General features: G+C 69.8%; 32 protein-coding genes. 21 read left to right on the top strand and 11 right to left on the bottom strand.

Translation table 11 applies throughout. The features are described 5' to 3' along the window. Positions 1–5: 5 nt before the first annotated feature. From ACIBJH_RS43750 to ACIBJH_RS43730, 5 genes are all read right to left on the bottom strand, one after another. A complete protein-coding gene (locus ACIBJH_RS43750) occupies positions 6–911 on the bottom strand; it encodes an NADP-dependent oxidoreductase (RefSeq protein ID WP_399122553.1) in 906 nt (301 codons plus the stop codon). Between the two features lie 42 nt (positions 912–953). After that, positions 954–2,009 carry an NAD-dependent epimerase/dehydratase family protein gene (locus ACIBJH_RS43745; protein WP_399122552.1) on the bottom strand — a complete coding sequence of 352 codons (1,056 nt, stop codon included), beginning with the start codon at positions 2,007–2,009 and terminating at the stop codon, positions 954–956. A gap of 13 nt (positions 2,010–2,022) precedes the next feature. Next, complete coding sequence (locus ACIBJH_RS43740; RefSeq protein WP_399122551.1) at positions 2,023–2,478, bottom strand: MerR family transcriptional regulator; 456 nt, start codon at positions 2,476–2,478, stop codon at positions 2,023–2,025. Between the two features lie 74 nt (positions 2,479–2,552). Beyond that, positions 2,553–2,798: a hypothetical protein gene (locus ACIBJH_RS43735; RefSeq protein ID WP_399122550.1), complete on the bottom strand. Its 246-nt coding sequence runs from the start codon at positions 2,796–2,798 to the stop codon at positions 2,553–2,555. After that, positions 2,795–3,160: a hypothetical protein gene (locus ACIBJH_RS43730; RefSeq protein WP_399122549.1), complete on the bottom strand. Its 366-nt coding sequence runs from the start codon at positions 3,158–3,160 to the stop codon at positions 2,795–2,797. The genes ACIBJH_RS43735 and ACIBJH_RS43730 overlap by 4 nt, the downstream gene beginning before the upstream one ends. A 176-nt stretch (positions 3,161–3,336) precedes the next feature. Between ACIBJH_RS43730 and ACIBJH_RS43725 the strand changes: the two genes are divergently transcribed. Together ACIBJH_RS43725 and ACIBJH_RS43720 are read left to right on the top strand one after the other, a co-directional pair. Beyond that, positions 3,337–4,182 carry a helix-turn-helix domain-containing protein gene (locus tag ACIBJH_RS43725; protein ID WP_399122548.1) on the top strand — a complete coding sequence of 282 codons (846 nt, stop codon included), beginning with the start codon at positions 3,337–3,339 and terminating at the stop codon, positions 4,180–4,182. Next, positions 4,164–4,433, top strand: coding sequence for a DUF397 domain-containing protein (locus tag ACIBJH_RS43720; RefSeq protein WP_399122547.1), 270 nt, complete (start codon positions 4,164–4,166; stop codon positions 4,431–4,433). The genes ACIBJH_RS43725 and ACIBJH_RS43720 overlap by 19 nt, the downstream gene beginning before the upstream one ends. A 35-nt stretch (positions 4,434–4,468) precedes the next feature. Here ACIBJH_RS43720 and ACIBJH_RS43715 read toward each other — a convergent pair whose 3' ends face one another. The 3 genes from ACIBJH_RS43715 to ACIBJH_RS43705 all read right to left on the bottom strand — a co-directional run bounded on the left by ACIBJH_RS43715 (position 4,469) and on the right by ACIBJH_RS43705 (position 5,503). Continuing rightward, on the bottom strand, positions 4,469–4,708 hold the full coding sequence (locus ACIBJH_RS43715) for a hypothetical protein (protein WP_399122546.1): 240 nt from the start codon (positions 4,706–4,708) through the stop codon (positions 4,469–4,471). Beyond that, positions 4,705–5,061, bottom strand: coding sequence for a hypothetical protein (locus ACIBJH_RS43710; RefSeq protein ID WP_399122545.1), 357 nt, complete (start codon positions 5,059–5,061; stop codon positions 4,705–4,707). The genes ACIBJH_RS43715 and ACIBJH_RS43710 overlap by 4 nt, the downstream gene beginning before the upstream one ends. 79 nt (positions 5,062–5,140) lie before the next feature. After that, positions 5,141–5,503 (bottom strand): DsrE family protein, encoded by a 363-nt coding sequence (locus ACIBJH_RS43705; protein WP_399122543.1) that lies wholly within the window; start codon positions 5,501–5,503, stop codon positions 5,141–5,143. 177 nt (positions 5,504–5,680) lie between these two features. On the opposite strand from ACIBJH_RS43705, the gene ACIBJH_RS43700 reads away from it, so the two are divergent. From ACIBJH_RS43700 to ACIBJH_RS43675, 6 genes are all read left to right on the top strand, one after another. Further along, a complete protein-coding gene (locus ACIBJH_RS43700; RefSeq protein ID WP_399122542.1) occupies positions 5,681–6,379 on the top strand; it encodes a hypothetical protein in 699 nt (232 codons plus the stop codon). Continuing rightward, on the top strand, positions 6,376–7,221 hold the full coding sequence (locus ACIBJH_RS43695) for a hypothetical protein (RefSeq protein WP_399122541.1): 846 nt from the start codon (positions 6,376–6,378) through the stop codon (positions 7,219–7,221). Before ACIBJH_RS43700 ends, ACIBJH_RS43695 begins: the two co-directional genes overlap by 4 nt. A 629-nt stretch (positions 7,222–7,850) precedes the next feature. Next, on the top strand, positions 7,851–8,621 hold the full coding sequence (locus ACIBJH_RS43690) for a hypothetical protein (RefSeq protein ID WP_399122540.1): 771 nt from the start codon (positions 7,851–7,853) through the stop codon (positions 8,619–8,621). Positions 8,622–8,839: 218 nt separating this feature from the next. Next, a complete protein-coding gene (locus ACIBJH_RS43685) occupies positions 8,840–9,415 on the top strand; it encodes an FABP family protein (protein WP_019073751.1) in 576 nt (191 codons plus the stop codon). Positions 9,416–9,425: 10 nt separating this feature from the next. Beyond that, positions 9,426–9,938 (top strand): Fur family transcriptional regulator, encoded by a 513-nt coding sequence (locus ACIBJH_RS43680; protein ID WP_399122539.1) that lies wholly within the window; start codon positions 9,426–9,428, stop codon positions 9,936–9,938. Between the two features lie 10 nt (positions 9,939–9,948). Then, positions 9,949–10,914, top strand: a complete 966-nt coding sequence (locus ACIBJH_RS43675; protein ID WP_399122538.1) for a YgfZ/GcvT domain-containing protein — start codon at positions 9,949–9,951, stop codon at positions 10,912–10,914. Positions 10,915–10,926: 12 nt separating this feature from the next. Here ACIBJH_RS43675 and dtd read toward each other — a convergent pair whose 3' ends face one another. After that, positions 10,927–11,352: a D-aminoacyl-tRNA deacylase gene (dtd, locus tag ACIBJH_RS43670; RefSeq protein ID WP_399122537.1), complete on the bottom strand. Its 426-nt coding sequence runs from the start codon at positions 11,350–11,352 to the stop codon at positions 10,927–10,929. Positions 11,353–11,512: 160 nt separating this feature from the next. Here dtd and ACIBJH_RS43665 point away from each other — a divergent pair, with 160 nt between their 5' ends. From ACIBJH_RS43665 to ACIBJH_RS43650, 4 genes are all read left to right on the top strand, one after another. Continuing rightward, positions 11,513–12,115, top strand: a complete 603-nt coding sequence (locus ACIBJH_RS43665; RefSeq protein WP_399122536.1) for an aerial mycelium formation protein — start codon at positions 11,513–11,515, stop codon at positions 12,113–12,115. A gap of 15 nt (positions 12,116–12,130) precedes the next feature. Beyond that, positions 12,131–13,081, top strand: coding sequence for an asparaginase (locus ACIBJH_RS43660; RefSeq protein WP_399122535.1), 951 nt, complete (start codon positions 12,131–12,133; stop codon positions 13,079–13,081). Positions 13,082–13,285: 204 nt separating this feature from the next. After that, positions 13,286–14,545, top strand: a complete 1,260-nt coding sequence (locus tag ACIBJH_RS43655) for a GNAT family N-acetyltransferase (RefSeq protein WP_399122534.1) — start codon at positions 13,286–13,288, stop codon at positions 14,543–14,545. Positions 14,546–14,791: 246 nt separating this feature from the next. Further along, positions 14,792–15,700, top strand: coding sequence for a winged helix-turn-helix domain-containing protein (locus tag ACIBJH_RS43650; protein WP_399122533.1), 909 nt, complete (start codon positions 14,792–14,794; stop codon positions 15,698–15,700). Between the two features lie 40 nt (positions 15,701–15,740). Here ACIBJH_RS43650 and ACIBJH_RS43645 read toward each other — a convergent pair whose 3' ends face one another. Next, entirely contained in the window at positions 15,741–15,929 is a 189-nt protein-coding gene (locus ACIBJH_RS43645; protein ID WP_200715320.1) for a hypothetical protein, read from the bottom strand. A 156-nt stretch (positions 15,930–16,085) separates the two neighbouring features. On the opposite strand from ACIBJH_RS43645, the gene ACIBJH_RS43640 reads away from it, so the two are divergent. From ACIBJH_RS43640 to ACIBJH_RS43620, 5 genes are all read left to right on the top strand, one after another. Then, positions 16,086–16,967, top strand: a complete 882-nt coding sequence (locus tag ACIBJH_RS43640; RefSeq protein WP_399122531.1) for a FadR/GntR family transcriptional regulator — start codon at positions 16,086–16,088, stop codon at positions 16,965–16,967. Continuing rightward, a complete protein-coding gene (locus ACIBJH_RS43635; protein ID WP_399122530.1) occupies positions 16,967–17,701 on the top strand; it encodes an HAD family hydrolase in 735 nt (244 codons plus the stop codon). The genes ACIBJH_RS43640 and ACIBJH_RS43635 overlap by 1 nt, the downstream gene beginning before the upstream one ends. 151 nt (positions 17,702–17,852) lie before the next feature. Next, positions 17,853–18,950 (top strand): phosphotransferase, encoded by a 1,098-nt coding sequence (locus ACIBJH_RS43630; protein ID WP_399122529.1) that lies wholly within the window; start codon positions 17,853–17,855, stop codon positions 18,948–18,950. Then, complete coding sequence (locus ACIBJH_RS43625; RefSeq protein WP_399122528.1) at positions 18,947–19,570, top strand: RraA family protein; 624 nt, start codon at positions 18,947–18,949, stop codon at positions 19,568–19,570. Before ACIBJH_RS43630 ends, ACIBJH_RS43625 begins: the two co-directional genes overlap by 4 nt. A 20-nt stretch (positions 19,571–19,590) precedes the next feature. After that, positions 19,591–20,091 carry an HAD domain-containing protein gene (locus tag ACIBJH_RS43620; protein ID WP_399122527.1) on the top strand — a complete coding sequence of 167 codons (501 nt, stop codon included), beginning with the start codon at positions 19,591–19,593 and terminating at the stop codon, positions 20,089–20,091. Positions 20,092–20,098: 7 nt separating this feature from the next. Here ACIBJH_RS43620 and ACIBJH_RS43615 read toward each other — a convergent pair whose 3' ends face one another. Continuing rightward, positions 20,099–21,139 (bottom strand): aminoglycoside phosphotransferase family protein, encoded by a 1,041-nt coding sequence (locus ACIBJH_RS43615; RefSeq protein WP_399122526.1) that lies wholly within the window; start codon positions 21,137–21,139, stop codon positions 20,099–20,101. 68 nt (positions 21,140–21,207) lie between these two features. Between ACIBJH_RS43615 and ACIBJH_RS43610 the strand changes: the two genes are divergently transcribed. Genes ACIBJH_RS43610 through sigJ form a run of 4 tightly spaced genes read left to right on the top strand, consistent with a single transcriptional unit; the run spans position 21,208 to position 23,901 of the window. Then, on the top strand, positions 21,208–21,672 hold the full coding sequence (locus tag ACIBJH_RS43610) for a GNAT family N-acetyltransferase (RefSeq protein WP_399122525.1): 465 nt from the start codon (positions 21,208–21,210) through the stop codon (positions 21,670–21,672). Positions 21,673–21,702: 30 nt separating this feature from the next. Next, positions 21,703–22,131 (top strand): hypothetical protein, encoded by a 429-nt coding sequence (locus ACIBJH_RS43605; RefSeq protein ID WP_399122524.1) that lies wholly within the window; start codon positions 21,703–21,705, stop codon positions 22,129–22,131. Positions 22,132–22,145: 14 nt separating this feature from the next. Next, complete coding sequence (locus tag ACIBJH_RS43600) at positions 22,146–22,949, top strand: SDR family oxidoreductase (protein ID WP_399122523.1); 804 nt, start codon at positions 22,146–22,148, stop codon at positions 22,947–22,949. A gap of 7 nt (positions 22,950–22,956) precedes the next feature. After that, positions 22,957–23,901 (top strand): RNA polymerase sigma factor SigJ, encoded by a 945-nt coding sequence (sigJ, locus tag ACIBJH_RS43595; RefSeq protein ID WP_399122522.1) that lies wholly within the window; start codon positions 22,957–22,959, stop codon positions 23,899–23,901.

Raw genomic sequence — 23,901 nt, 5'->3', positions numbered from 1 at the left:
CCTGTTCAGGTGGCCAGGACGACCTTCGCGTGGACCCGGCCGTCCTCCAGCCGGGCGTGGACGTCGGCCGCCTGGGCCAGCGGCACCGTGATCCGCGGCCTGAGTGTCAGGGCACCGGTAGTGAGCGCCGCCATGGCCTCCGCGAGCGCGGCCGGGATGCGGAGCGGGTCGGGGCCCGAGAGCCGGACGCCGAGTTGCGCGGCATGGTGGTCGGAGAGCGTGATCACCCGTTCCGTTCCGCCGGCCAGCTCGACCGCCGCCGCCAGGCCACCCCTGCCCGCCGCGTCGAGTACGGCGTCGACCCGGCCGGCCTTCGCACGCACCTGGTCGAGCAGGTCCGGACCGTAGGCGACAGGCACCGCGCCGAGCTTCTCGGCGGCGGCGAAGTCCGTGGCCCGCACGCCCGAGATCACCTGGGCTCCCCGGCCGACCGCCAGTTGGGTGGCGATCGTGCCGACCGAACCGAGGCCGCCGAGCACGAGCAGGGTCTCCGCCTCCCGCAGATCGAGCTCGGCCAGCGTGCGGGCCGCCGCCTCTCCGGAGGCGGGCAGGGCCGCTGCGTCCTCCCAGGTCACCGAGGCGGGCTTGGGCACCCAGTGTTCGGCGAGCACATGGTCGGCGTACCCGCCGAGCCCGGGCAGGAAGACCGCGACCTCCTGGCCGGGCACCACGTCGTCCACCCCGGCGCCGACCGCGTCGACGACGCCGGCTGCTTCGAACCCGAGCGTGGTTCCCGGTCCTGCGGGAAAGGCATTCACCTTCCCGGCGCGGATAGCGAGGTCGGTGGGACCGACCCCGGCGAAGGTCACCGCGACCCGGATCTGACCGGCGCCGGGCGGCCCCACCTCCACATCACGGAGTTCGAGAACACTGGGCGGACCGAATCCGGTCAGGACGACAGCTCGGGACATCGGGAATTCCTCTCTTGGGCGCGTGAGTTCAGGCGCCGGAGTTCACAGGCCCCGCCGGAGCTGGCTGTCGGCGGTCGCCACGATCGTCTCGGTGACATCCCGAGGCTCCCAACCAAGCACCGAGCGGGCCTTCTCGTTGCTGATCACCGGGATCCGGCCCCCCAGCGCCGCCGCGTCCCGCAGGGCGGGCTGTGTCTTCGCGGCCTCGCGCACCTGCTCGACGGTCAGCTCGACGGAGGGCAGCCGGTCGGCTGCGGCGGGGAAGTGCTCCCGCAGGATCTGCGCCATGCGCAGGAAGCTGATCGCCGGTCCGCCGACGGCGATGAAGCGCTCGCCCGCCGCCTTCGGGTGCAGCATGGCCCGCAGATGCAGGTCCACGACGTCGCGTACGTCGACGACGCCGAAGTACATGATCGGCACCGCGGGCATCTGCCCGGTCAACATGGCCCTGACCAGGCCGACCGAGCCGGACGGCCGGGTGCCGAGCTGGGGGCCGAAGATGCCGGTGGGGTTGACGACGGTCAGCTCGATGTCCCCGTGGGCGTGGGCGTAGTCCCAGGCCGCACGTTCGGCGAGAACCTTCGACTTGTGGTAGGCGGGCAGGCCCTCGGTGTCCGGGTCGGTCCAGTCCGCCTCCGTGTAGTGGTTGCCGGGCTTCGGCGTGTATCCGACCGCGGCGTAGGAGGACGTCATCACGACCCGCGCGACCCCGGCCTTCCGGGCCGCGGAGAGGACCCGCAGCGTGCCGTCACGTGCGGGGACGACGAGTTCGTCCTCGGTCGCGGGCGCGCTGGAGGGGAAGGGCGACGCGTGGTGCAGCACATGACCGATGCCGCGCATGGCGTCCCCCCAGCCGTCGTCGGCGCCGAGGTCGGCGACGGCGAACTCCAGCCGGTCCGCCGGATCCACCCCGGCCTGCTGTACGGCCGCCCGTACCCCCGCCTCCTGCCCTGGCCCCCGGACCGTGACTCGGGTCCGGTACCCCTCGTGCAGCAGCCGGGTGACCGAGTGTCCGCCGACGAGGCCGGTACCGCCGGTGACCAGTACCGTCCCGCTGCCGGGGGCGGGGGCGGGGGCGGTGAGATCGTCTGTGCCCATCGGATTCAGTCCTTCAGTGGGTGAATTGTTCCAGTACGCGCAGGACCGCTTCGGTCGCGCGGTTCTCGGCGGCGGCGTCCCCGCGGACCCGCGCGTCCCACAGATCCGCCTTCCGCCGCAGATACGTCAGGCGCAGCTGGAGCTGCCCGATCTCGGCGGCCAGCTTCTCCGCCTGCGAGGCGAACAGATCCCGCTGGTCGGCCGCCGCGGAGTTCCCTTGGGCGAGCAGGTCCAGATAGCGGCGCATCCCGCTGACCGTGACCCCCGACGAGCGCAGGCAGGACAGTGCCTCGACGCGGGCCACGGTCGCCGGCCCGTACCGGCGATGACCGCTGGACTCGTCCCGGGCGACCTCTCCCAGCAGGCCGATCTTCTCGTAGTAGCGAAGCGTGGGCTCACTGAAACCGGACCGTCGCGCCATCTCCTGAACGGTCAGATCCGCTGCCTGCTCGCTGGTCGCTGCTGCCATGGGAGGAGCCTCCGATACCTCAAGCGCTTGAAGTCAAGCCTCCACGTATACCAAGGCCTGCCGGCGGCGGGCGGTCAGCCGGTGGCGAGGATCGCCACCAGCAGTCCGCCGATGCAGAGCGCGGTGAGCGCGCCGGACCAGAACGCGTCGTCGCGGAGGGCCCGGGGGGTCCGGAACCGCCGTCGGCGACGGGGTGCCTGCGGTGCGGGTGGGGGTGCGGCCGGCGGTGGTTCCGGGGGCCGTACGGCCGGCATGAGCGGGGGCGGGAGCGTCTGGACCGGGAGTACCTGGATCAGCTGATGGGGGCGTGGGCGGTTCATCCGGGGTGGGCCTCGATCTGGTGTTTGCGGAGCAGGACGTTGGCGTCGGTCTCGGCGCTGTAGTCCTGTTCCGTGCGGGCGGTGGCCCGGAGCCCGGCCAGTTCCGTGCAGGTGGGGCAGTCGGGGACGGGCCGGGGCGGGATGGCGACGAGGAACGGCCCGTCGGTCCGCGCACGGGCGTTCGCGGCGCGGACCTCGGCGCTGAGGCGTTCCTGGTCGGTCGCCGGCCGCAGTGACGCGGGGTCGGCCTGCCATTCGCGCCCACCGCCGACGGGGCGCAGCAGGGCGTAGGGCCCCGCCTTGTCCTGGTACTCGCCGACCTTGTCGGTGGCCGGGTCGTACAGCAGCGCTCCGGTTTCCATCGGCTCCTCCTCCTCCTCCTTTTTGTGCAACTTCCATACAGAATGCGACAGTTGAACTACTCTGTGCATTCGTGGGGTGTTACGAGGATGACCCACGGCGGGGGCGGATGCAGCGCCAACGGGCTCAACTTCAACGCCGGGCACGCCAAATTCAACAAATTCAACAGGAGCGCGGGATGCCGCAACGGCTGGTGATCACGGAGCGCAGTCACGAGCCCAGGAAGCGATTCGCCGAGGAGCTACGGCGCCTGAGGGGCGAACGCGGCCTGAGCCTGCGCGAGTTGGAGAGGGCGATCGGGTGGGGATCGTCCCTGTTCAGCAAGATGGAGAGCGGGGGAACGCTGGGCGGGCCCGAGGTCGTACAGGCCCTGGATCAGTACTACGGGACGGCGCCGCTGCTACTCACGTTGTGGGAGCTGGCGTTGGGGGATCCGACGCAGTTCAAGGAGCAGTACCGCCGGTACATGATGCTGGAGGCCGAGGCGACGAGCCTGTGGCAGTACTCCGTGAGCATCGTTCCTGGTCTGCTCCAGACGGACGCGTACGCACGCGAGGTCCTCTCACTCGGCGGCTACCGAGGCAAGGAACTGGACCGGCAGGTCGAAGCGCGCACAGGCCGACGGAAGTTGCTGGAAAGGCAGGACGACTCGCCGCCGTTCCGCGCGCTTCTCTCCGAAGCGGTGCTGCGCACGCCCCTGCGGGACAAGCAAGCGTGGCGACACCAGCTTGAGTACCTGGCGGAAGCGGCGGAGCGACCGGACGTCAACATCCAGGTCCTGCCGTACAGCGCCGGACTGTCAGGACTCGTGAGCACCGACGTGATGTTCCTGCGGCTGCTGGACGGCACTACCGTGGCCTACACGGAGAACGCGCACCGTGGCGAACTCATCGAGGAAAATGCTCCGGTTGAGCAGTTGCAACGTGCGTACGATGCGATGCGCGATGTGGCGTTGTCCCTGCCTGTGTCGCGATCGTTCGTCCTGCGGATGTTGGAGGAAGTACCGTGCGAGCCATCGACCTGACCAACGTGACGTGGCGCAAGAGCAGTTACAGCAACCCGGACGGCGGCAATTGCATCGAGGTCTCCGACGACTTCCTGAGCACCGCGGACTGGCGTAAGAGCAGCTACAGCAACACCAGCGGCGGCGAGTGCGTCGAGTTCGCCCCCAACCTCCCCGCCCTCGTCCCCGTCCGCGACAGCAAGGCCCCCTCTCTGGGCGCCCTGCTCTTCTCGGCGTCGACGTGGTCCGTGTTCGTGGAGTCAGTGAAGTAGGCCGTCGGACGAGGGCCCGCACTGTCAGAGGTAGGTCAACTGCATGATGTAGAGCCGTTCGTGCCGGGGAACACCAGGTAGTTGAAGAAACCGCCGGGCACGTGGGCGAAGCCGCCTTTGGGCCCCTCACCCTGGTAGGTCGTCCCGTCGAGGTAGTAGGCCGAGGCGGCGCGCACCAACTCGTCGGCTTTCTTCTCGACCTCGGCGAGTAACGCGGGTGGCGCTCCGCCTGCGACGTGGGTCTCGTCCGGGTCGTACTCCCATTGCCACGTCACGCGGAAACCGCCCGTTCGGCTTCTGCCTCGACCGCGGTCAGCTCGGTCATGCCGAATCGGAAGGCGGGGTCGCCCTTGCTGTCCGTACCATGCACGGCCGCCAGTGCCCTTTGATAGCGGGCGGACAGGTCAGGGCGGCGCTCGATCTCGACCTGCGCGTGCCAGTACGTGAGCCAGTGCTGGAGGTGCCCGATCTTGCCGTCCGCGATGGCGGCAGTGAGTGCCTGTTCCTTGTGCCGTTCCATCTCACCGAGCCGATGGGGGGCGATGTGCGCGAGGGCGACGCGGACGGCATCGGGTGTTCGTTCGGGCTGGGGGATCAGCTCCTGCCCATGCTCAGGCTGGGTTGTCACCGGGCTCCTCAAGTTCGGCATCCTGTCCACCACGGTAGCGGCGGGGTCGGACATCGGAGTGGTGTCGTGAGGCGCAGGCTCAGTAGACGAGCGCCTGCGTCTCGTCGGCCATCGCCTCCTGCACGAAAACCTGCGCGCCGGCGATCCGTACGCCCTCGATGACGTCCTTCTCCGTGATGTCCCGCCGGGCCGCGCACTGCGTGCACAACGTCACGCGGCCGGCGGCGAGGATCGAGTCGATCAGGTCGGGCAGCGGTGCCGCGTGCGGGAGTTGGAACTCGGCGGCGCGGCCCGGCAGCGCGAACCACGCGGACTCGCCGGTCAGCCACAGGGAGACGTCGACCCCGCTGGCGACGGCCACCGCCGCCACCGTGAACGCCTGTGAGCAGCGTTCGGGGGCGTCGGCCCCCGCGGTCACCTTGATCACGAGCTTCTTCGCCATGACCGAATCGTAATCAACTTCCTTACAACTCCCTGCAACGGCCACGAGTCTCCTGTGCGCGCATATGGAATGCGCATGCCATGGTCCGTGGGGGACGTTGTGGAAGTACCGGAAGCAACAGAAGTACCGGCAGTACCGGCAGCAGCCGAAGAAACAGCCGAAGAAACAGTCCAAGAGGTGCCTCGGCCGCCGCGCCGCCGTGGTCGTACCGCGCTCCTGATCGCCGTAGCCGCCGTACTCGGTGTGGTCGCCGGTACCTGCACGGGTTTCGTGGTGCAGGCGAACCGCGCGCCCGACAAGCTGCCCTCGCTCTCGCAGCCGACGCTGACGCAGGCGAAGGGGCCGGCGCCCCAGCCGCTGTCGGCCGCGCAGGACCACAGGGTCAAGACGGACGGTGACCTGCGCAAACTGCTGCTGAAGAAGCCGAGCGGGGCCACGGAGACGCTCATTCCCCTGGGCGTCGACGGCTGGCTCGACCTGGCCGGTTACGCCGAGACGTACACGGAGCCCGACCAGGCGCTCGGCTACCAGAACCGTGAGGAGTTCCGGCGCGCGGCCGTCACCGACTGGATGGAGGGCTCGCGCGAGGTGGACGTCTACCTGGTGCAGTACCGCCAGGAGGACCGGCTCGGTGCCGTGGACGCCATGAAGGACGCGTTCTACTACGCCGACATGGAGCCCGACACCGACAGCTGGACCGTTCCGGGTACGGCGGACGGCAAGGCGTACGTCCACCACGCGGACGACGACGGGTACACCGCCGAGGCGCACGCCTACCGCGGCGACGTCTACATGGAGATCTGGGTCTACGACTCCAAGCCGATCACCAAGGCGAAGATCATGGACCTGGCCGAGCGGCAGATGGGGCGGCTGTGACGGAGAACCAGTTCGGTGAGGTCGGACCGGTGGAGGCGGTCGAGCCGACCGACATCCCTACGTCAGCTCCGCTCCCCGAGGCCGAAGTCGATGCCGAGGCCGCGAAGAGGAAGCGTGCCCGGCGGAGGCGTGTCGCCACGGTGGTCGGGTGTGCGGTGCTGGCCGTGGCGGTCGTCGGAGGGGTCGGCTACACGGCCGTGACCGTGAACGGCGCGGACCGGGACGCGGGGGCGCCGGTGTGGAAGTTCCCCAAGTCCGAGGCGGAGCGGAAGGCGGCGCCGGCGAAGGGGCTGGCCGCGATGCTGCAGCCGTACAGCTACACGTATGAACGCGGCCCCGACATCGCGGAGTTCGGCGCGGACGTCCAGCTCACCGGGCGCGAGGCCACGGCCCTGCGCAAGCAGGAACTCAGCGGGCTGCCCCGCTCCGAACGGCTCCTGCTGGAGAAGCAGATCGACAAGGAGCAGATCAAGGGCATCGCCATGCGCAGCTACGTCTACCAGGCGTCCGAGGACTCCAACGCCTACACCATCCAGGTCCAGTTGGCCCAGATGGACGAGAAGGCGGCGCGGAACATCGCCACGTACGAGAACAAGCTGCTGGACGAAACCCCGGACACGTTCCGCAAGGGCCCGACCGTCCCCGGCCACAAGGAAGCACGGTGCTTCCTGCCGACCCGCGCGGACGACGAGAAACTCGACGAACTGCGCTGCTTCGCCAACGTCGGCGACATCCTGATCACCCTCGACTCCTCCGGCACGGACTCCATGGACAAGAAGGGCATCGCGTCCTTCCTCGCCGAACAACTCGACCGCATCAAGACGACGGGGGCAGCGGTATGACCAACGAACACCACCCAACACCCGCACCTCCGACGGAACTTCCGGAGGAGCCGTTGGCGGGGACGGGCGTTGCGCCTTCGGCGGAGCTTCTGGTGGAGCCCTCGGCGGGGACGGCCGTTGCGCTTTCGGCGGAGCTTCCGGTGGAGCCATCGGCAGGGTCGCCGGCCGCGCCTGCGGCGGAGAGTCCGGCTGCGCCCTTGGGGGAGACTGCGCTCCCGGTTTCGGCTGTGCCGTCGGCTGACAGCGAGGGTCCGGTTTCGGCCGCGCCCCCGGCCGATGCCTCTGCCGCGCCTTCGGCGGAGAGTCCGGCTGCGCCCTTGGGGGAGACTGCGCTCCCGGTTTCGGCTGTGCCGTCGGCTGACAGCGAGGGTCCGGTTTCGGCCGCGCCCCCGGCCGATGCCTCCGCCGTGCCCCCGGCCCAAACCCCTCCCGTCGACCCTCCCGTCGCCCCTGCCATTGCTCCTCCCGCTGCCCCTGCCGTCGACCCTTCCCTCGCCTCTCCCGGCTCCCTCGCCTCTCCCGGCGTCGCCCCCCTCGACCCCGTCGCCGCTTCTCCCGTGATCCCTCCCCGGCCCGAGGCGCCACCCTCGGCGGCGTTCGGGGCGGAACTCCCGGTCCAGGTCTCTTCCGTGCGTAAGGATCGGCGCGGGCTGCGGGCGGTCCTGCGGTGGGTCGCTGTCGTTGTCGTGTGCGCGGTGGGCGGGGCGGGGACGGCGTACGGGATCACGCAGATGAAGCGGTCCGATGTGCCGGGGCTTGCCACCTCGTCCGACGGGCGGTGGGACTACCCGGAGATCACCCGGCCGGCGCTGCCCACGGGGAGTCCGGGTCCGTTCGCCGAGGGGAACAATGCGACCGTGCACTACGCGGACCAGCGGGCGCTGCTGCTGCCGGCACCGAAGGGGGCGAAGGCCGACGCGGCGCTGCGCGGCAACGACGGGTGGCTGCCGGTGAAGAGTTTCCTCGCGCAGTACGCGAGCGCGGACGACCGCAAGGAGCTGGGGCAGAAGCTCACCGACGACGGGCTACGGCACATCGCCGCGCGCGGCTGGACCACCCCGGACGGCACGCACACCCGGATCTACCTGCTCCAGTTCGACTCGGCGGCCGTCGCCGACCAGTTGTTCTCGCCGGACCTGATCTCCTACGACACCCCGGTCTACGCCCTGGCCGGCGCCCCCGCCACCACGTACGACGACTCGGTCAAGTCGGAGATCCTCGACGACAACGTCAAGGCCTCGGCGTACACCGAGGACAAGCCGTACGGCGACGAGGACGTCCGGCAGGCCTACCTCTCGGCCGGCGACACCCTCGCGCTGGTCGTCCAGTCCCGCAAGGGCAGCGCGAAGAAGGTCCCGTTCCTGCAGACGGTCGCCCTGCAGAGCCAGCTGCTCGGCTGACACCCGCCCGAGCCGTACCTCGCAGCGAGCACCGGGCCCCGGCCGACTAAGCTGGGGCCCGGCCCTGATTACGCGCATCGCTCAAGGAGCACCCGTGGAGATCTTCTTCGAAACCCTGCTGGTCCTGGTCTGCGTCGGCGTCCTCGCCTTCGCCGGGCTGACCGTGAAGAAGCTGTACCAGGGCCAGCGCTGACACCCACCGAGGAACTGCTGACGTCATGATCGAGATCCCCTCCGACCTCCACAAGGACCTGGTCCCCCTCGTCTTCCTGCTCGGCGAGTGGGCCGGCGCGGGCGTGCACGACTTCCCGGGCTCCGAGAAGTGCAACTTCGGCCAGGAGGTCTCCTTCACGCACGACGGCCGCGACTTCCTGGAGTACCGCTCCCACACCTGGGTCCTGGACAACGACGGCAACAAGGTCCGCCCCCTGGAGACCGAGTCCGGTTTCTGGCGCATCGACGCGGACCGCAAGGTCGAGGTCACGATGACCCGTGACGACGGAGTCGTCGAGATCTGGTACGGCGAGCTGGCCAAGCAGAAGCCCCAGATCGACCTCGTCACGGACGCCGTCGCCCGCACCGCAGCCTCCGGCCCCTACACCGGCGGCAAGCGCCTCTACGGCTACGTCAAGAGCGACCTCATGTGGGTCGGCGAGAAGCAGACCCCCGAGGTCGAACTCCGCCCCTACATGTCCGCCCACCTGAAGAAGGTCGTCACCCCCGAGGACGTCGAACGCTGGGCGAAGGCCCTCCCGGACGACATGCCGGACGACGGGATCGCATTCTTCAAGTAGGCCTAGACTCGTGGGTGTGGTGAGCACCCGAGGCACGGACCAAGGCACTGACCAGGGCACTGACTGGAAGAGTGATCTGCGGCAGCGCGGCTACCGGCTGACCCCGCAGCGGCAGCTCGTGCTCGAAGCCGTGGACACCCTGGAGCACGCGACCCCCGACGACATCCTCATCGAGGTGAGGAAGACGGCGTCGGGGGTCAACATCTCGACCGTGTACAGAACCCTGGAGCTGCTCGAAGAGCTTCAGCTGGTCAGCCACGCCCACCTCGGGCACGGGGCGCCGACGTACCACCTCGCCGACCGCCACCACCACATACACCTCGTCTGCCGCGACTGCACGAACGTCATCGAGGCCGATGTCGAGGTCGCCGCCGAGTTCCGGGCCAAGCTGCGCGACACCTTCGGCTTCGAGACCGACATGAAGCACTTCGCGATCTTCGGCCGCTGCCGGGACTGTTCCCTGAAGGCCTCGACGAAGTCTTCGACGAAGACTTCGAATGAGTCTTCAATTACCGAGTCGTAGGCTTACCCGTATGAAGAGCCCCCTGCTGTCCCTGCCCGGCGCCGTCTCCGCCGAAGGAGTGGACGAAGGCGTCGCCGCCCACTACGGCGATCTGTTCCGCGAGCAGCGCGCCCTCGCCGACGGCACCGGTTTCGTGGACCTCTCCCACCGCGGTGTGGTCGCCGTCACCGGCGACGACCGGCTGGGCTGGCTGCACCTCCTGCTCACCCAGCACGTCACCGACCTCCCCGTGGGCGTCGCCACCGAGGCGCTGATCCTCTCCGCGCACGGTCACATCGAGCACGCGCTGTACCTCGTCGACGACGGCACCACGGTGTGGATGCACACCGAACCCGACACCCAGGACGCGCTGATCGCCTACCTGGAGTCGATGAAGTTCTTCTACCGCGTCGAAGTCGCCGACCGGACGGGCGAGTTCGCGGTCGTCCACCTCCCCGCCGGGTCCATCGCCCCGGTCCCCGATGGCGTCGTCGTACGCGAGACGCCGTACGGCCGCGACCTCTTCCTCCCGCGCGCCGACCTGGAGTCGTACGCCGAGAAGGCGGGCCCGCCCGCCGGGCTCCTCGCCTACGAGGCGCTGCGCGTCGAACACCACCGCCCCCGCCTCGGCTTCGAGACCGACCACCGCACCATCCCGCACGAACTGGGCTGGATCGGCACGGCAGTTCATCTGCAGAAGGGCTGCTACCGGGGCCAGGAGACGGTCGCGCGCGTGCAGAACCTGGGCAAGCCCCCGCGCCGCCTCGTCTTCCTCCACCTCGACGGCAGCGAGGTCCATCTCCCGGGCCACGGCACGGAGTTGAGGCTCGCGGAGGAGGGCGCGGAAGGCCGGAAGATCGGCTTCATCACCACCTCCGTACGCCACCACGAACTCGGGCCGATCGCCCTGGCGCTGGTGAAGCGGAACGTGCCCCTGGACGCGCCCCTGCTGGCCGACTCCACGGCCGCGGCCCAGGAAGTCGTCGTAGAGCCCTAGAACCCTAGAACCCTAGAGGTCGACCACGACCGTGAACGGGCCGTCGTTCGTCAGCGCTACGCGCATCTGCGCGCCGAAGCGGCCCGTCGCCACCGTGGCGCCCAGGGCGCGGAGTTGGGCCACGACCTCGTCGACGAGCGGTTCGGCGACATCGCCGGGGGCGGCGGCGTTCCAGGTGGGCCGACGCCCCTTGCGGGCGTCGCCGTACAGCGTGAACTGGCTGATGACGAGGAGCGGGGCGTCGATGTCGCTGCACGACTTCTCGTCGTGCAGCATGCGGATCGACCAGAGTTTGCGGGCCAGTTGGGCCGCCTTCTCCTTGGTGTCCTCGTGGGTGACCCCGACGAGGACGCACAGCCCCTCGCCCTCGATCGCCCCGACCGTCTCGCCCTCGACCACGACACTCGCGCCGTCCACCCGCTGCACCACTGCTCGCATGGACCCCATGATGCCGTGCGGACGGGAACGACCTCCGGCGGGCCTATTTTTGTTGCTTAACCCCCCATCTGGGGCCGTTCGGGGGCACTCGGTCACATAGCGGCCAGTTGGGGTGGCACGATGCTGTCCACACGCCGGTCGAGGGGACGGGTAGAGGCACATGAGCACACCGAGCACCGGGCAGCCCCCCGGGACTGTCTCGCTGATCCGCGCGGGAGGACCGGCCACGCGCCGCCCGCCCGTGCAGCGCGTCGACAGCCCGCTGCTGCCCGCCGAACCGGACGCACCCGACCTGACCGCACTGCGCCTCGCGGAGCTGCGCGCGGTGCGCCGCGACGCCCAGCGCGACGAGGCCGACCTGAGCTACGTACGACGGCTCCTCCAGGGCCGTATCGACATCCTGCGCGCCGAACTGGCCCGCCGCTCCCCGGCGGGCGCGGCCTCCGTCGTCGACCGCCTCTCGGAGATCCTCACCGACGCGCCCGCCCGCCACCGTTCCTCGGCCCGGCACGTCACGCTCGGCACCCCGCACAGCGAGGAGTACCGGCTGCTGGCCGCCGAGATGCTGGCCGAGGTCGAACTCTCCGACCTGGAGGCCCGCACCGACCTCGAACTGACCACCGCGATGGGCCGCCTCGTACGGTACGAACAGCAGGTGTCCCGTCGCCGTCAGGTCCTCCAACACACGGCCGACGGCTGCAGCGCGGAGATCGCCCGCAGGTACCGTGAGGGCGAGGCGCAGGTGGACGACCTGCTCGTGTGAGGTGTGCCCGAAGTGATGGCTGAAGGTTCTGCTGGGGCACCCCCGGTGCTCGCCGAGGTGGTCCGCTCCGGCTTCGTCGAGAGCCGCCACCGGGGCAGCCTGGTGGTGCTGGCGGCGGACGGCTCCGTCGAACTCGCGCTGGGCGACCCGCACACCCCGATCTTCCCGCGCTCCTCCAACAAGCCGATGCAGGCGGCCGGAGTCCTCCACGCGGGCCTCGACCTCACCGGCGAACGCCTCGCCCTCGCCGCCGCGAGCCACTCCGGCGAACTCTTCCATCGCGATCTCGTACGCCGACTCCTCGCCGAACACGGCCTGGACGCGGGCCAATTGCAGTGCCCGCCGGACCTCCCCCTCGACCCCGTCGAGCAGGAGACGTACCTCGCCTCGGGCGCCGTGCGCGACCGGATCGCCATGAACTGCTCCGGCAAACACACCGCGATGCTGGCGGCGAGCGCGCTGCGCGGCTGGCCCCTTGAGTCGTACCTCGACCCGGACCACCCGCTCCAGAAACTTATCCACAGGGCTGTGGAAGAAGTGTCGGGAGAGCGGGTGGCGGCCGTGGGCACGGACGGCTGCGGCGCCCCGCTCCTGGCGATCACCCTCACCGGCCTGGCCCGCGCCTACCGCTCCTTCGTCCTGGCCGCCCCCGCCACCCCGGAACGCCGGGTCGCCGACGCGATGCGCGCCCACCCCGAGTACGTCGCGGGCACGCGCCGTCCCGACACCCTGCTGATGCGCGCGGTACCGGGCCTGCTGTCCAAGATGGGCGCGGAGGCGGTACAGGCGGTGGCCCTGCCGGACGGCCGGGCCCTCGCCTTCAAGGTGGAGGACGGGGCGGGGAGGGTGTTGGGGCCTGTGCTGCGGCGGGCCCTGGACCTGATGGGCGTACGGGTTCCGGAGTTCGGCAAGGTGGCGGTGCTGGGCGGGGGACGTGCGGTGGGGGAGATCCGGGCGGCGTTCTAGGCGGGCCTCGGCTTTGGTTCTTCAGCCCGTCCGTCGCCTTTCCAACACCGGCCGCCATCAATCAGCCCGTCCGGCGTTTGAGGACGAGGCCGTTCAGGCCGAAGCGGGGGTCTGGGGGCGCAGCCCCCAGGGACGGGACGGGTAGGGGCGGCGGGGGCGAAAAAATCCCCGCCCCACCCACCCCACCCGCCCTACCGTGACCCCATGACCACCCGCGCACCCGACCTCCCCGTACGCCCCGTCACCGCCCCCGAAATCCCCGACTGGATCCGCGCCCTCAACACCGGCTTCCTCCGCACCCCCACCGTCTCCGAAGCCGAACGCGCCGACCGCACCAGCTACATCGACCCCGCCCGCACCCTCGCCGCCTTCGACAACGGCCGCTGCGTGGCGACCTTCCGCTCGTTCCCCCAGGAACTCACAGCCGTGGGCGGCACCCCCGTCCCCGCCGACGCCATCACCAACGTCAGCGTGACGGCCACCCACCGCCGCCGAGGCCTGCTCACCCGGATGATGACCCAGGACCTCGCCGCGGCGAAGGAGCGCGGCGACGTCGTGGCGACACTCATCGCCGCCGAGTACCGCATCTACGGCCGCTACGGCTTCGGTCCGGCCACCACCGCGACCCGGTGGGACATCGATGTCCAGCGCGCCGGCCTGGACCCCCGCTGGTCGGCCCCGGAGGACGGCGGCCGTATCGACCTGGTGGACGCCGAGGACGTCCGCAAGCTCGGCCCCGAACTGCACGAACGGTTGCGCCGTCTCCAGCCCGGCGCGGTCAACCGCGACGACCGCTGGTGGGGGATCGACACGGGTGCCGTCACCCTCACCCGTTCGTCGTGGACCGAGCGGTTCTACGCCGTCCACCGCTCGGCCGACGGCGAGGTGCAGGGCCTGGCCGCGTACGTCTGCGACGACACCTGGACCGACGCCAAGCAGCCCGGCGACACGGCCACGGTGACGAGCCTGATCGCGACCACCCCGGCCGCGGAGCGCGCCCTGTGGCAGCACGTCTGCTCGCTGGACTGGGTGACGAAGGTGAAGTCGGACTGGCGCGGCCCCGACGATCTGCTGCCCCACTTCCTGCCGGACCCGCGCGCGGCCACGATCACGAGCCAGGCGGACTGGCTGTGGGTGCGGATCCTGGATGTCGTACGGGCCATGGAGGCGCGGTCGTACGAGGGGGAGGGCACGCTGGTCTTCGAGGTGACCGACGGGGCCGGACTGGCGGGCGGGCGCTACCGATTGGACGCTTCGGCGCAGGGGGCGTCCTGCGCGCCGACCACGGAGAGCGCGGAACTCACCCTCGATGTGAGGGAGTTGGCCTCGCTGTGGCTCGGTGACACGTCGGTGCCGCGGCTGGTGGCGCTGGGCCGGGTCCGGGAAGAACGAGCGGGCGCCGCCCGAGTGGCCGACGCCCTGCTGCGTACGTCCAGGCGGCCTTGGTGCCCGGACATCTTCTGAACGCTCCTTGCTGTGCGGCCGGTTGGCGGCGGGTGGGTGAACTCGATGGACTCATCCGTAGCTGTTCAGTTGTGTTGTGGTGCGGTGGTGCCGGCCGACCGGGCTCTCGGCTCCCCTCCAGGAGAGAGGTCCGGTCGGCCAAGTTACCTAAGTTGGTAACCAACTCTTCTCTAGTTATCTCCTCTTGGATGCGTCTCATAACCACCTTTCCATGAACTGCCCAAAGATGGCGAGAAGTTGTAGGGTTTGGTCGTGGAGCCCGAATACGCCACCGTCAATGGACGGTCGAGGTCACCACGGCCACAGTGGTCACACCATGAGCTGGCCGACGAGCTGCGCACCAGGATCAGGTCCGGTGTCCTGCGGCCCGGCCAGCGCATGCCCACCCAGGCCAAGCTGGCGGACGAGTTCGGCGTCGAGCGCGGGGCCGTACGGCAGGCCCTGCGCATCCTGCAGTCCGAGCGGCTGCTCACCAATGTGTCCAAGGGGAGCCCGGCGACCGTCGCCCCCGACCTCGGACTGGCCCTGACCGGCCCCGGAGCCCCGCCGCAGCCCACGATGGTGGGCCTGGCGCCGCGCATCGCGGAGGCGTTCGCGCAGCCGCACGTGGAGATCGAGGCGCTGTGTCTGACCGCGGTCTCGCTCACGCTGGCCATCGGCGAGCCGCTGCGTCAGATCCACGCCGGGGTACTGAAACCGGCCAAGGTCGACATGCGGGTGCTGCTGCCGAGCAGTGACATCGAACTCGCGTTCCCGTCCCTGGTGGACTCCCCGGAGGACGGCCGGCCGCAGCAACGCTGGCTGGCCCAACGCAACGCGCAGGGCCAGGTGCTCCGGCACAACCTGCTGGCCCTGCGCGCGACGCACGACATCGACGTACACATCACGTTCCGCGCGCTGCCGTTCACGCCTCCGGTGAAGCTGTACCTGCTCAACGGCTCGGAGGCGTTGTTCGCGTACTACACGGTGAGCCAGCGCGAGGAGGAACTGGGCCAGGAGCAGGTGGAGATGTACGACGCCGAGGGCACCCAGTCGATGCTCTTCGCGTTCGAGCAGGGTGCGGGACTGCGGGACACGACATTCGTGGAACAGTCCCAGCTGTGGTTCAACGCACTGTGGGAGACGATCAGTTCGGAGCTGAGGCTGACGAGCTGATCGCCTCCCGCGGTGGCTGATCCGGGGGGCGGCTTTCGGATCACAGAGCGGGTCCGGTGAACAGCAGGGCCAGGACGACGGCCCCGATGGAACTGATGGCCGGGCTCTTGGCCTTGATGCCGATGGAGATCAGGAGCAGGCCGATGATGCCGGTGGCGCCGAACTTCCACTGGACGATCTGTTCGAAGCCGACGACGAAGACGGCGGACAGGAGGGCGATGGCAGGCACGGTGTTTCCCCCTTCGGGCTACGGAAGCAAAACTTCCGCCAACTTGGAGAAGTTGGCAGCCAACTCTGCTTAAGTTGTTCCCATTTGGTACCTACTCACACCTACTCACAATCAAGTTCCAAACAACTCCCCTTAGATGGGGCAGAGTTATACCGTTTGGTCGTGACCCAGGAGAACGTGGCAGTGAACGGCAGCAGAAGCTTCTCGCCCCAGGAGATCGCCGACGCCCTACGGGACCGTATCCGTGCCGGTGACCTCAAGGCGGGAGACCGCCTGCCCACCCAGGCCGACCTGGCGGAGGAGTTCGGCGTGGCCCGCGGCGACGTACGCCAGGCCCTGCGGGTCCTCCAGGAGGCCGGGTTGCTGACGAACGTCAGCAAGGGGAGTCCACCGCGGATCGCGGAGCCGCCGGCCCCCGCGCTCGGCGAACCCCAGACGACGATGGTGGGGCTGGCGCCGCGTCTGGCAGCGGCGTTCTCGGTGACGCACGTCCGCATAGATGTCGTGTGCCACACCGCCGAGACCCTGATGCTGGCCATCGCCGAAACCCTCCGCCAGATCCACGAGGGCCGCCTCAGCCCTCAGTCGATCGAGGTCCGCATCCTGGTTCCCTCCAGGGAGATCACCCTCGCCTTCCCCGTTCCGGTCGACGACACCGGCGAGGACGACTCGATCCACAAGCGATGGCTGTTGATGCGCAATTCCCAGGGGCAGGTGCTCCAGCACAACCTGCTGGCCCTGCGCGCCACCCACGGCATGAACGTCAAGGTCACCTTCCGGGCGCTGCCCTTCACTCCGCCCGTCAAGCTGTATCTGCTCAACGACGAGGAGGCGCTGCTCGGTTACTACATGCTCACGAGACGGGAGGAGGAGTACGGCAGCCAGACCCTGGACATGTACGACGTGCTCGGCAGGGAGTCCCTCCTCTTCTCCTTCCAGCGGCAGGCCGGTCAGCGCGACGCCTCGTTCGTCGAGGAATCGCAGAAGTGGTTCGACGCCCTCTGGGAAACCATCACGACGGACCTGACACTCTCCTAGTGAATCCTGATACGGCGCAGACTGTTCCGGTGACAGAAGAGACAGGCAACGTACGCGAATTGATCACCGGCGCTCGCTTCGTCCTTTTCGACTTCGACGGCCCGATCTGCCGACTGTTCGCGGGACTCTCGGCGGAGGATGTGGCGAAGGACCTGGTGTCCTGGCTGGAACGGCAGGGGCTGAGAGAGTTGCTGACGAAAAGAGAGCGCGAGCACCCCGATCCGCACGTCGTCCTGCACGCGGTCAACAAGCGGCACCCGCGCAGCGATCTGGTCGACGAACTGGAGGAGTTGCTCACCCAGCAGGAACTCAAGGCGGTCGACTCGGCGTACCCCACCCCGTACGCGGACCCGCTGATACGCACCTGGAGCGCCGTCGGCGTCCGTCTCGCCGTCGCCACCAACAACTCCGCGCGTACGGTCGCGGATTACCTCCAGGGCCGGGACCTAATCGACTGCTTCGCCCCGCACGTCTACGGCCGCACGAACGACCTCGAACTCCTCAAGCCGAACCCCCACTGCCTGAACCGCGCCCTGCGCGCGATGGGCGCCGCCCCCGCCGACGCCCTGATGATCGGAGACACCCCCACGGACTTCGAAGCGGCCCGCCAGGCGGGCATCCCGTTCCTCGGCTACGCGGGTAAACCGTCCAAGGAAACGTTGCTGCGCCGAGCGGGAGCAGAGGCCGTGGTGGACTCCTTCGAGCCCCTACTCGACTTTGTACGGCGGCCGTAGCGGGACAGCAGTGCAGGTCACCTCGGTCGGACGTACGTGTCTTCCCTCGCGTCGGTTCAAATGCGCGGGTTCTCCGGCGTCGCTCAAGACCACTGGAGTAACGTGCGTCATCCCTTACATCGGCTCAACCGGAACGGGCTGAACCCAGCGAATGACACTTCAACTCACCGGTGGTCGGCGGCGAGCCGTCGAACTGGTCGGCGAACGCGGCGTGGTCCACGGCCCCCTTGAGGGCTACCACCACGAGACCTATGTGCTGACCATGCCGGGCGAGACGCGGACCGTGAAACTCCGGGAACCGCGCGAGCGGATCCTGTGGTTCGACCGCAGGTGCTTCCGGTCGGAAGAGGCCCTGCTCCGCGCACTGGACGGACGCATCACCCGCATCCCCGTCATCCATGAGGTGGAGGGCATGGCGCTGCAGGTCTTCATCGAGGGCCGCACCCTCAAGCCCCGCGCGTGGGACGACCGGCGGGTCCCGGACGCGGTCCACGCCCAGATCGTCGGCCTGTTCCGGGAGTTGGCGCAGGTAGCACCGAACACCCTTGAAGTGGAACGCAGTTGCGAGGTCGAGGACCGCGCGGAGGACGGCGACTGCGATGGGTTCCTGGAACGGCTCATCGTCTTCGTGGAAAAACAGGTCTACGAGAAGAACTTCCCGCACTTCGGGCGGCTCTTCACGGACCTCGGCCTCCACCCCGACGCGTTCGTCCAGCTCAGAAAGAACGTTTCCGGACTCACCCGACGCGACTTCTCCCTGCTCCACGCCGACCTGCACAGGGAGAACTTCGTCCTCGACCCCTTCGATCAACTCTGGTCCATCGACTGGGAGTTGGCGATGCTGGGAGACCCGCTCTACGACCTCGCCACCCACCTCTACCTGATGTCCTATCCGGCGGAACAGAAACACCGTATGGCCGAGGACTGGGCGAGAGCCGTCGGCGAAGTACGTCCCGGCAGTATGCGGGGCTGGCGGGACGACCTGGACCGCATCCTCGCCTTCAAGAGAGCGCAGTCGGTGTTCACCGACGTCATCCGGCTGTCGCTGTCCCTGCGCGGCGGATCGAAGGTCGACGAGACCCGGCTTCCGACGGCGGTCCGGAAACTGCGGACGATCATGCGGGCCGCCGCGAAGCCCCTGGGCCTGGCCGAGGTTCCGAGCAGTTCCCGGATCGCCGAGGCACTCGTACGCTGGGCCGACACGCCCGACCTGTCGGCCGTTGAAGGAGCGGTAGCGTCCGGGGCATGACTGACGCCACCGACTTCGAGGACATCCCCACCACCACTCTCGCCGAACTCCTCGGCCGTGAACGGGTCATGGACATCGGCATCCGGCCCCTCTGGGGTCCCCTGCCGCGTCTCGCCGGGCCGGCCTTCACCGTGCGGTGCCCGCCCGGCGACAACCTCATGCTGCACGCCGCCATCTACCGCGCCGAGCCGGACTCGATCGTCGTGGTGGAGTCGGGCGACCTGGACCACGCCCTCGCCGGCGGAAACGTCTGCGCCATCGCCCAGCAGCGGGGCATCGCCGGCTTCGTCCTCGACGGCGTGATCCGCGACCTCGGCGAGGTACGGGCGGCGGGCTTCCCCGTCTTCGCCCGCGGTGTCATCCCGATCCCCGGCGGCAAGAAGGCCGTACTGCCGCTGAACGAGCGCGTGCGGTGCGGCGGCGCCACCGTCGACGCCGGGGACATCGTGGTGGCCGACGAGGAGGGGATCGTCGTAGTCCCTGGCGACCGTCAGGCGGAGATCCTCGCCGCCGCACGGGCCCGCCTGGAAAAGGAGTCCGCCGAGACGCTCGACGACTGGGAGAAGGCGCATCGGGCGCGGGTGGACGAGCTGTTGCGCGCGGGCGGCTTTGAGGAGTGATGTGAGAGAGGGGCCGTCTGATGCTTCTCTTCCTCGACGTCGACGGGACACTGCTGCCCTTCGGCGCGTCCCACCCGTACCCGGTGTACGACTCCGACTTCGCGTCGCCCGCGGCCGATTCCCCTCCGCTGCTGACCCGCATCGACCCCTCGCTGGGGCCACGGCTCGCGGCGCTGCGGTGCGAACTGGTGTGGGCGACGACCTGGATGGACGACGCGAACGCATGCGTCGCGCCCTGGCTCGGCCTGCCCCAACTGCCCTTGGTGGACTGGCCCGACCCGGCCGAGGACGGGGTCGGGGACGGCGCGGGCGGGCGGCTGCACTGGAAGACCCGGCCGTTGGTCGCCTGGGCCGCCGGGCGGTCCTTCGTCTGGGTGGACGACGAGATCGGGGACGCCGACCGCGACTGGGTGAGCGCCCATCACCCCGGACGGGCCCTGCTGCGGCGCGTCGACCATCGCTACGGGATCACGGACGCGGATCTCGCGGCGATGGAGGCCTGGTTGGCGGTCAATCGGTGACGGGGTCTTACAACAGGGGCTCGTCCAGCGACAGTTTCAGCAGCGTCCTGGCGCTCTCCGTCGCGCCCGCGGCACGCGTCGCCGTGGAGGCGCCGGGGAAGTGCCGGTTCCAGGCCCCCGCGCGGCCGAGGACGCCGAGGCGGGTCGCGAGGGTGAGTGCGCGGCGCAGTTCCGCGGTGGAGTGGCCGTTTCCCGTCCAGGGTTCCAGGTAGGCGTCCCGCAGTCGGGGGAGCGCCTCGGGGCCGTAGCGTTCGGTGACTCGGCCGGCCGGGACCAGGAAGCTGCAGAAGGGGTGCGAGACGGCGGCGTCGCCCCAGTCGAAGAAGGTGTAGCGGCCGGGCTCCGGGTGGAACAACTGGCCGTCGTGCAGGTCGGAGTGGTCCAGCGAGTCGGGGATGCCCAACTCGGCCAGCTCGGCGCAGAGTTCGAGCAACAGCGGCCGTAGGGAATGCAGTTGGGCGGGGGCGATGTCCGTTTCCGCGGTGGCCTCGATGAACCGCACCACCTCGTCGAAGACTTCGGGCAGGGCCGTCGTCCGGGCGCTGGGGACGCCGAGTTGTTCGAGGTCCTCGGTGTGCGGGATCAGGGCGCGTTGCATGGTCGCGTACTGGCGCAGGGGTTCCTCCCAGGCGCGGGCATCCGCGGGGGTGCGGTCGAGGAACTGCCGGAAGAGTTCGCCGCCGTGGGGGAGCAGGGACCAGCCGCGGTCGGCGTCGACGGCGAGGGGTTCCAGGACGTACTCCGGGACCCAGCGGGCCAGCGCGGCGGTGAGCGGGGCCTCGAAGGCACCGGCCGGCGGGTTGGCCTTCAGCCAGACGGCGGTGGCGGCGGCGGTAGCTGCGGCCTGCCCCGCCACGGGGATGCGGACCAGGACCGACCAGGGGCGCAGCCGCACGCCCAGCCGGCCCGTCTCGCGCAGGCCCCGCGCCGCGAGTTCGCGCCGGGCCCAGCCGAGGGCCGCGCTCCGCCAAGTCTCCTGATCCCAGGGCGTCTTGGCGCCCTCGTGCTGTCCGCGGTCGATGACCTGCGACTTCTCGTCGTCGTGCATCGCGTCATTCCAGCATTCGGGTTGATCGGCGTTCCATCGAATTACCGGTCCGCGCTACCGTGCTGATCATGGCGGACTGGGCGATACGGCCCGCGGTGCGGGCGGACGTCGAGAGCGTGGCCGAGTTGCGGGCGGTCGTGCTGCGGGCGGATCTGGAACGGCTCGGGCGTTACGACGAGCGGCGCGTGCGGCAGCGGCTGCGGGACGGGTTCGAGCCGGGGCACACCTGGGTGATTGAAGTGGGCGGCCTGTTCGCCGGATGCGTGGCGCTACGGCCCGACGCGGACGCCCGCTGCCACTGGCTGGAGCACTTCTATCTCGCGCCGGGGTTGCAGGGTGGTGGGATCGGGTCCGGGGTGCTGGGCGGGCTGCTGGAGCGGTGCGACCGTGACGGTGTTCCCGTCGTGCGGCTGAACGTGCTGCGGGGGAGCCCGGCCCGGCGGCTGTATGAGCGGTACGGATTCTCCGTGGAGGCGGAGGATTCGGTGGACGTCTTCATGGTGCGGGAGGCGCCCACTCGACGTCGGCCCTGACATTCCCGGGGGCTGCGTCGTCGCAGACGTATGAACAGAATCCGGTACGTCAGCCTCGGCCTGCTGGCCGTGGTCAGCCTGTGCACAGGGACCTGGGCCTATTTCTCGCCGACGGGGTGGTACGCGAACTTCCCGGGACTCGGACTGAGCTGGTTGCCCCAGCTGGGTCCCTACAACGAGCACCTCGCCAAGGACGCGGGAGCCATGTTCCTCGCGCTGGCCTGTCTGACGCTCGTCGCGCTGCGCCAGGTGCACAACACCAGGCTGGTGCAGACGACGGGTGCGGTGTGGCTGGTCTTCAACGTGCTGCACTTCAGCTATCACGTGCAGCACCTCGACATGTACGGGACGCGGGACCAGGTCCTGAACGTGGTCTTCCTGGCCGCGCTCGTCCTGCTGGCGGCGGTGCTGCTGGTGCCGGTGTCGGCCCTCTCGGCGCGACGGGGTGACACCAAGTGAAGGAGCGGAACGGTATGCGGATCGCGGTGGCGGGCGGAACCGGGCTGGTCGGCCGGTACGTGGTCGAGGAGCTGACCGCGGCCGGACAGGAACCGGTGGTGCTCAGCCGCTCGCGGGGCGTGGACCTCGTCGCGGGCGGCGCCGGGCTCGACGCCGCCCTGGCGGGGGTGGACGCCGTCATCGACGTGAGCAATGTGACGACGACCAGCGCGAAGAAGGCCGTCGCGTTCTTCGACACCGTCGGGCACCACCTCCTCGACGCGGGTGCGCGGGCCGGCGTACGGCATCACGTGGTGCTGTCGATCGTCGGCATCGACCGGGTCGGCCTCGGCTACTACCGGGGCAAACTCCGGCAGGAGGATGTGGTGGCGAGCGGCCCGTTGCCGTGGACGGTGCTGCGCGCCACGCAGTTCCACGAGTTCGCCGCGCAGACCCTCGACCGGGTCCCGGGACCCCTCGCGGTGGTACCCCGGATGCGGACGCAGCCGATCGCTGCCCGCGAAGTGGCCCGGCACCTGGTGGAACTCTCCCGCGCCCCCGCCCGTGGCATGGCCCCCGACCTCGCCGGACCGCGTGTCGAACAACTCGTCGACATGGTGCGCCGGTTGCTGCGGGCCCGGCGCGAGCGCCGACTGCTGCTGCCGGTGCGGATGCCGGGCGCGACCGGGGCGGCGATGACGGGGGACGGGCAACTGCCGCTCCCCGGCGAGCCGTTGGGGCCGCGGGGCAGCCAGACGTTCGACGAATGGCTCGTCCAGCATGTCCAGCATGTCCAGCACGACGGGTCCGTCGAGAAGCCCACTGTCCAGGAAGGATGACCACGCCGTGTCCGACTCGGGTCAGGATCCGACCCTCGGTTCCCTCATGGCCGAGCGCCGCCGACTGCTCAACCTCGGGTACCGGATGCTCGGTTCGGTGCAGGACGCCGAGGACGTCGTACAGGAGACGTACGCCCGTTGGTACGCCCTGTCGGAGGAGGCGCAGCGGGAGATCGAGGCGCCGCTCGCGTGGCTGACCCGGGTCGCCTCGCGGATCTGCCTCGACCAGCTCGGGTCGGCGCGGGCCCGGCGCGAGCGCTACACCGGGGAGTGGCTGCCCGAGCCGGTCCGGCACAGCGGCACCTGGACCAGTACGGGCGGCGCGGGCGCGGACGATCCCGCCGACCGCATCACCCTCGACGAGTCCGTCAGCATGGGCATGCTCGTGCTGCTGGACTCGATGACTCCCGCGGAGCGCGTCGCCTTCGTCCTGCACGACGTCTTCGGCCTGCCGTTCACCGAGATCGCCGAGACGGTGGGCCGTACCCCGGCCGCCTGCCGCCAACTGGCCTCGTCCGCGCGCCACCGACTCGCCCGCAAGCCACCCGGCGCCAGTACGGCCGAGGAGCACGGGCGGGTCGTCTCCGCGTTCCGCGAGGCCTGCGAGACCGGTGACTTCGACGCGCTCGTCGCCCTGCTCGACCCCGACGTCGAGTCGCGCAGCGACGGCGGCGGCAAGGTGCGGGCCGCGCTGCGGCCGGTCGTCGGCCGGGACAAGGTGGCCCGCCTCTTCCTCGGCCTCATGCGCCGGGAACCGGAGATGGAACTCGTCGAGGAGGATGTCAACGGCACGCCCGGTGTCTCGGTCCGGATCGCCGGCACGACCTTCGCCGTGCTCGCGGCGGACGTGCGCGAGGGGCTGATCACCGACCTGTGGCTGGTGGTCAACCCGGACAAGCTGCGGGCGTGGACGGGGTACGGCGACGGCGGTGATGCGGATGTTCTCCAGTAG

Source organism: Streptomyces sp. NPDC050548 (genome assembly GCF_044457385.1).
Lineage (GTDB): Bacteria > Actinomycetota > Actinomycetes > Streptomycetales > Streptomycetaceae > Streptomyces.
This window is presented reverse-complemented; position numbering and strand designations above follow the sequence as displayed.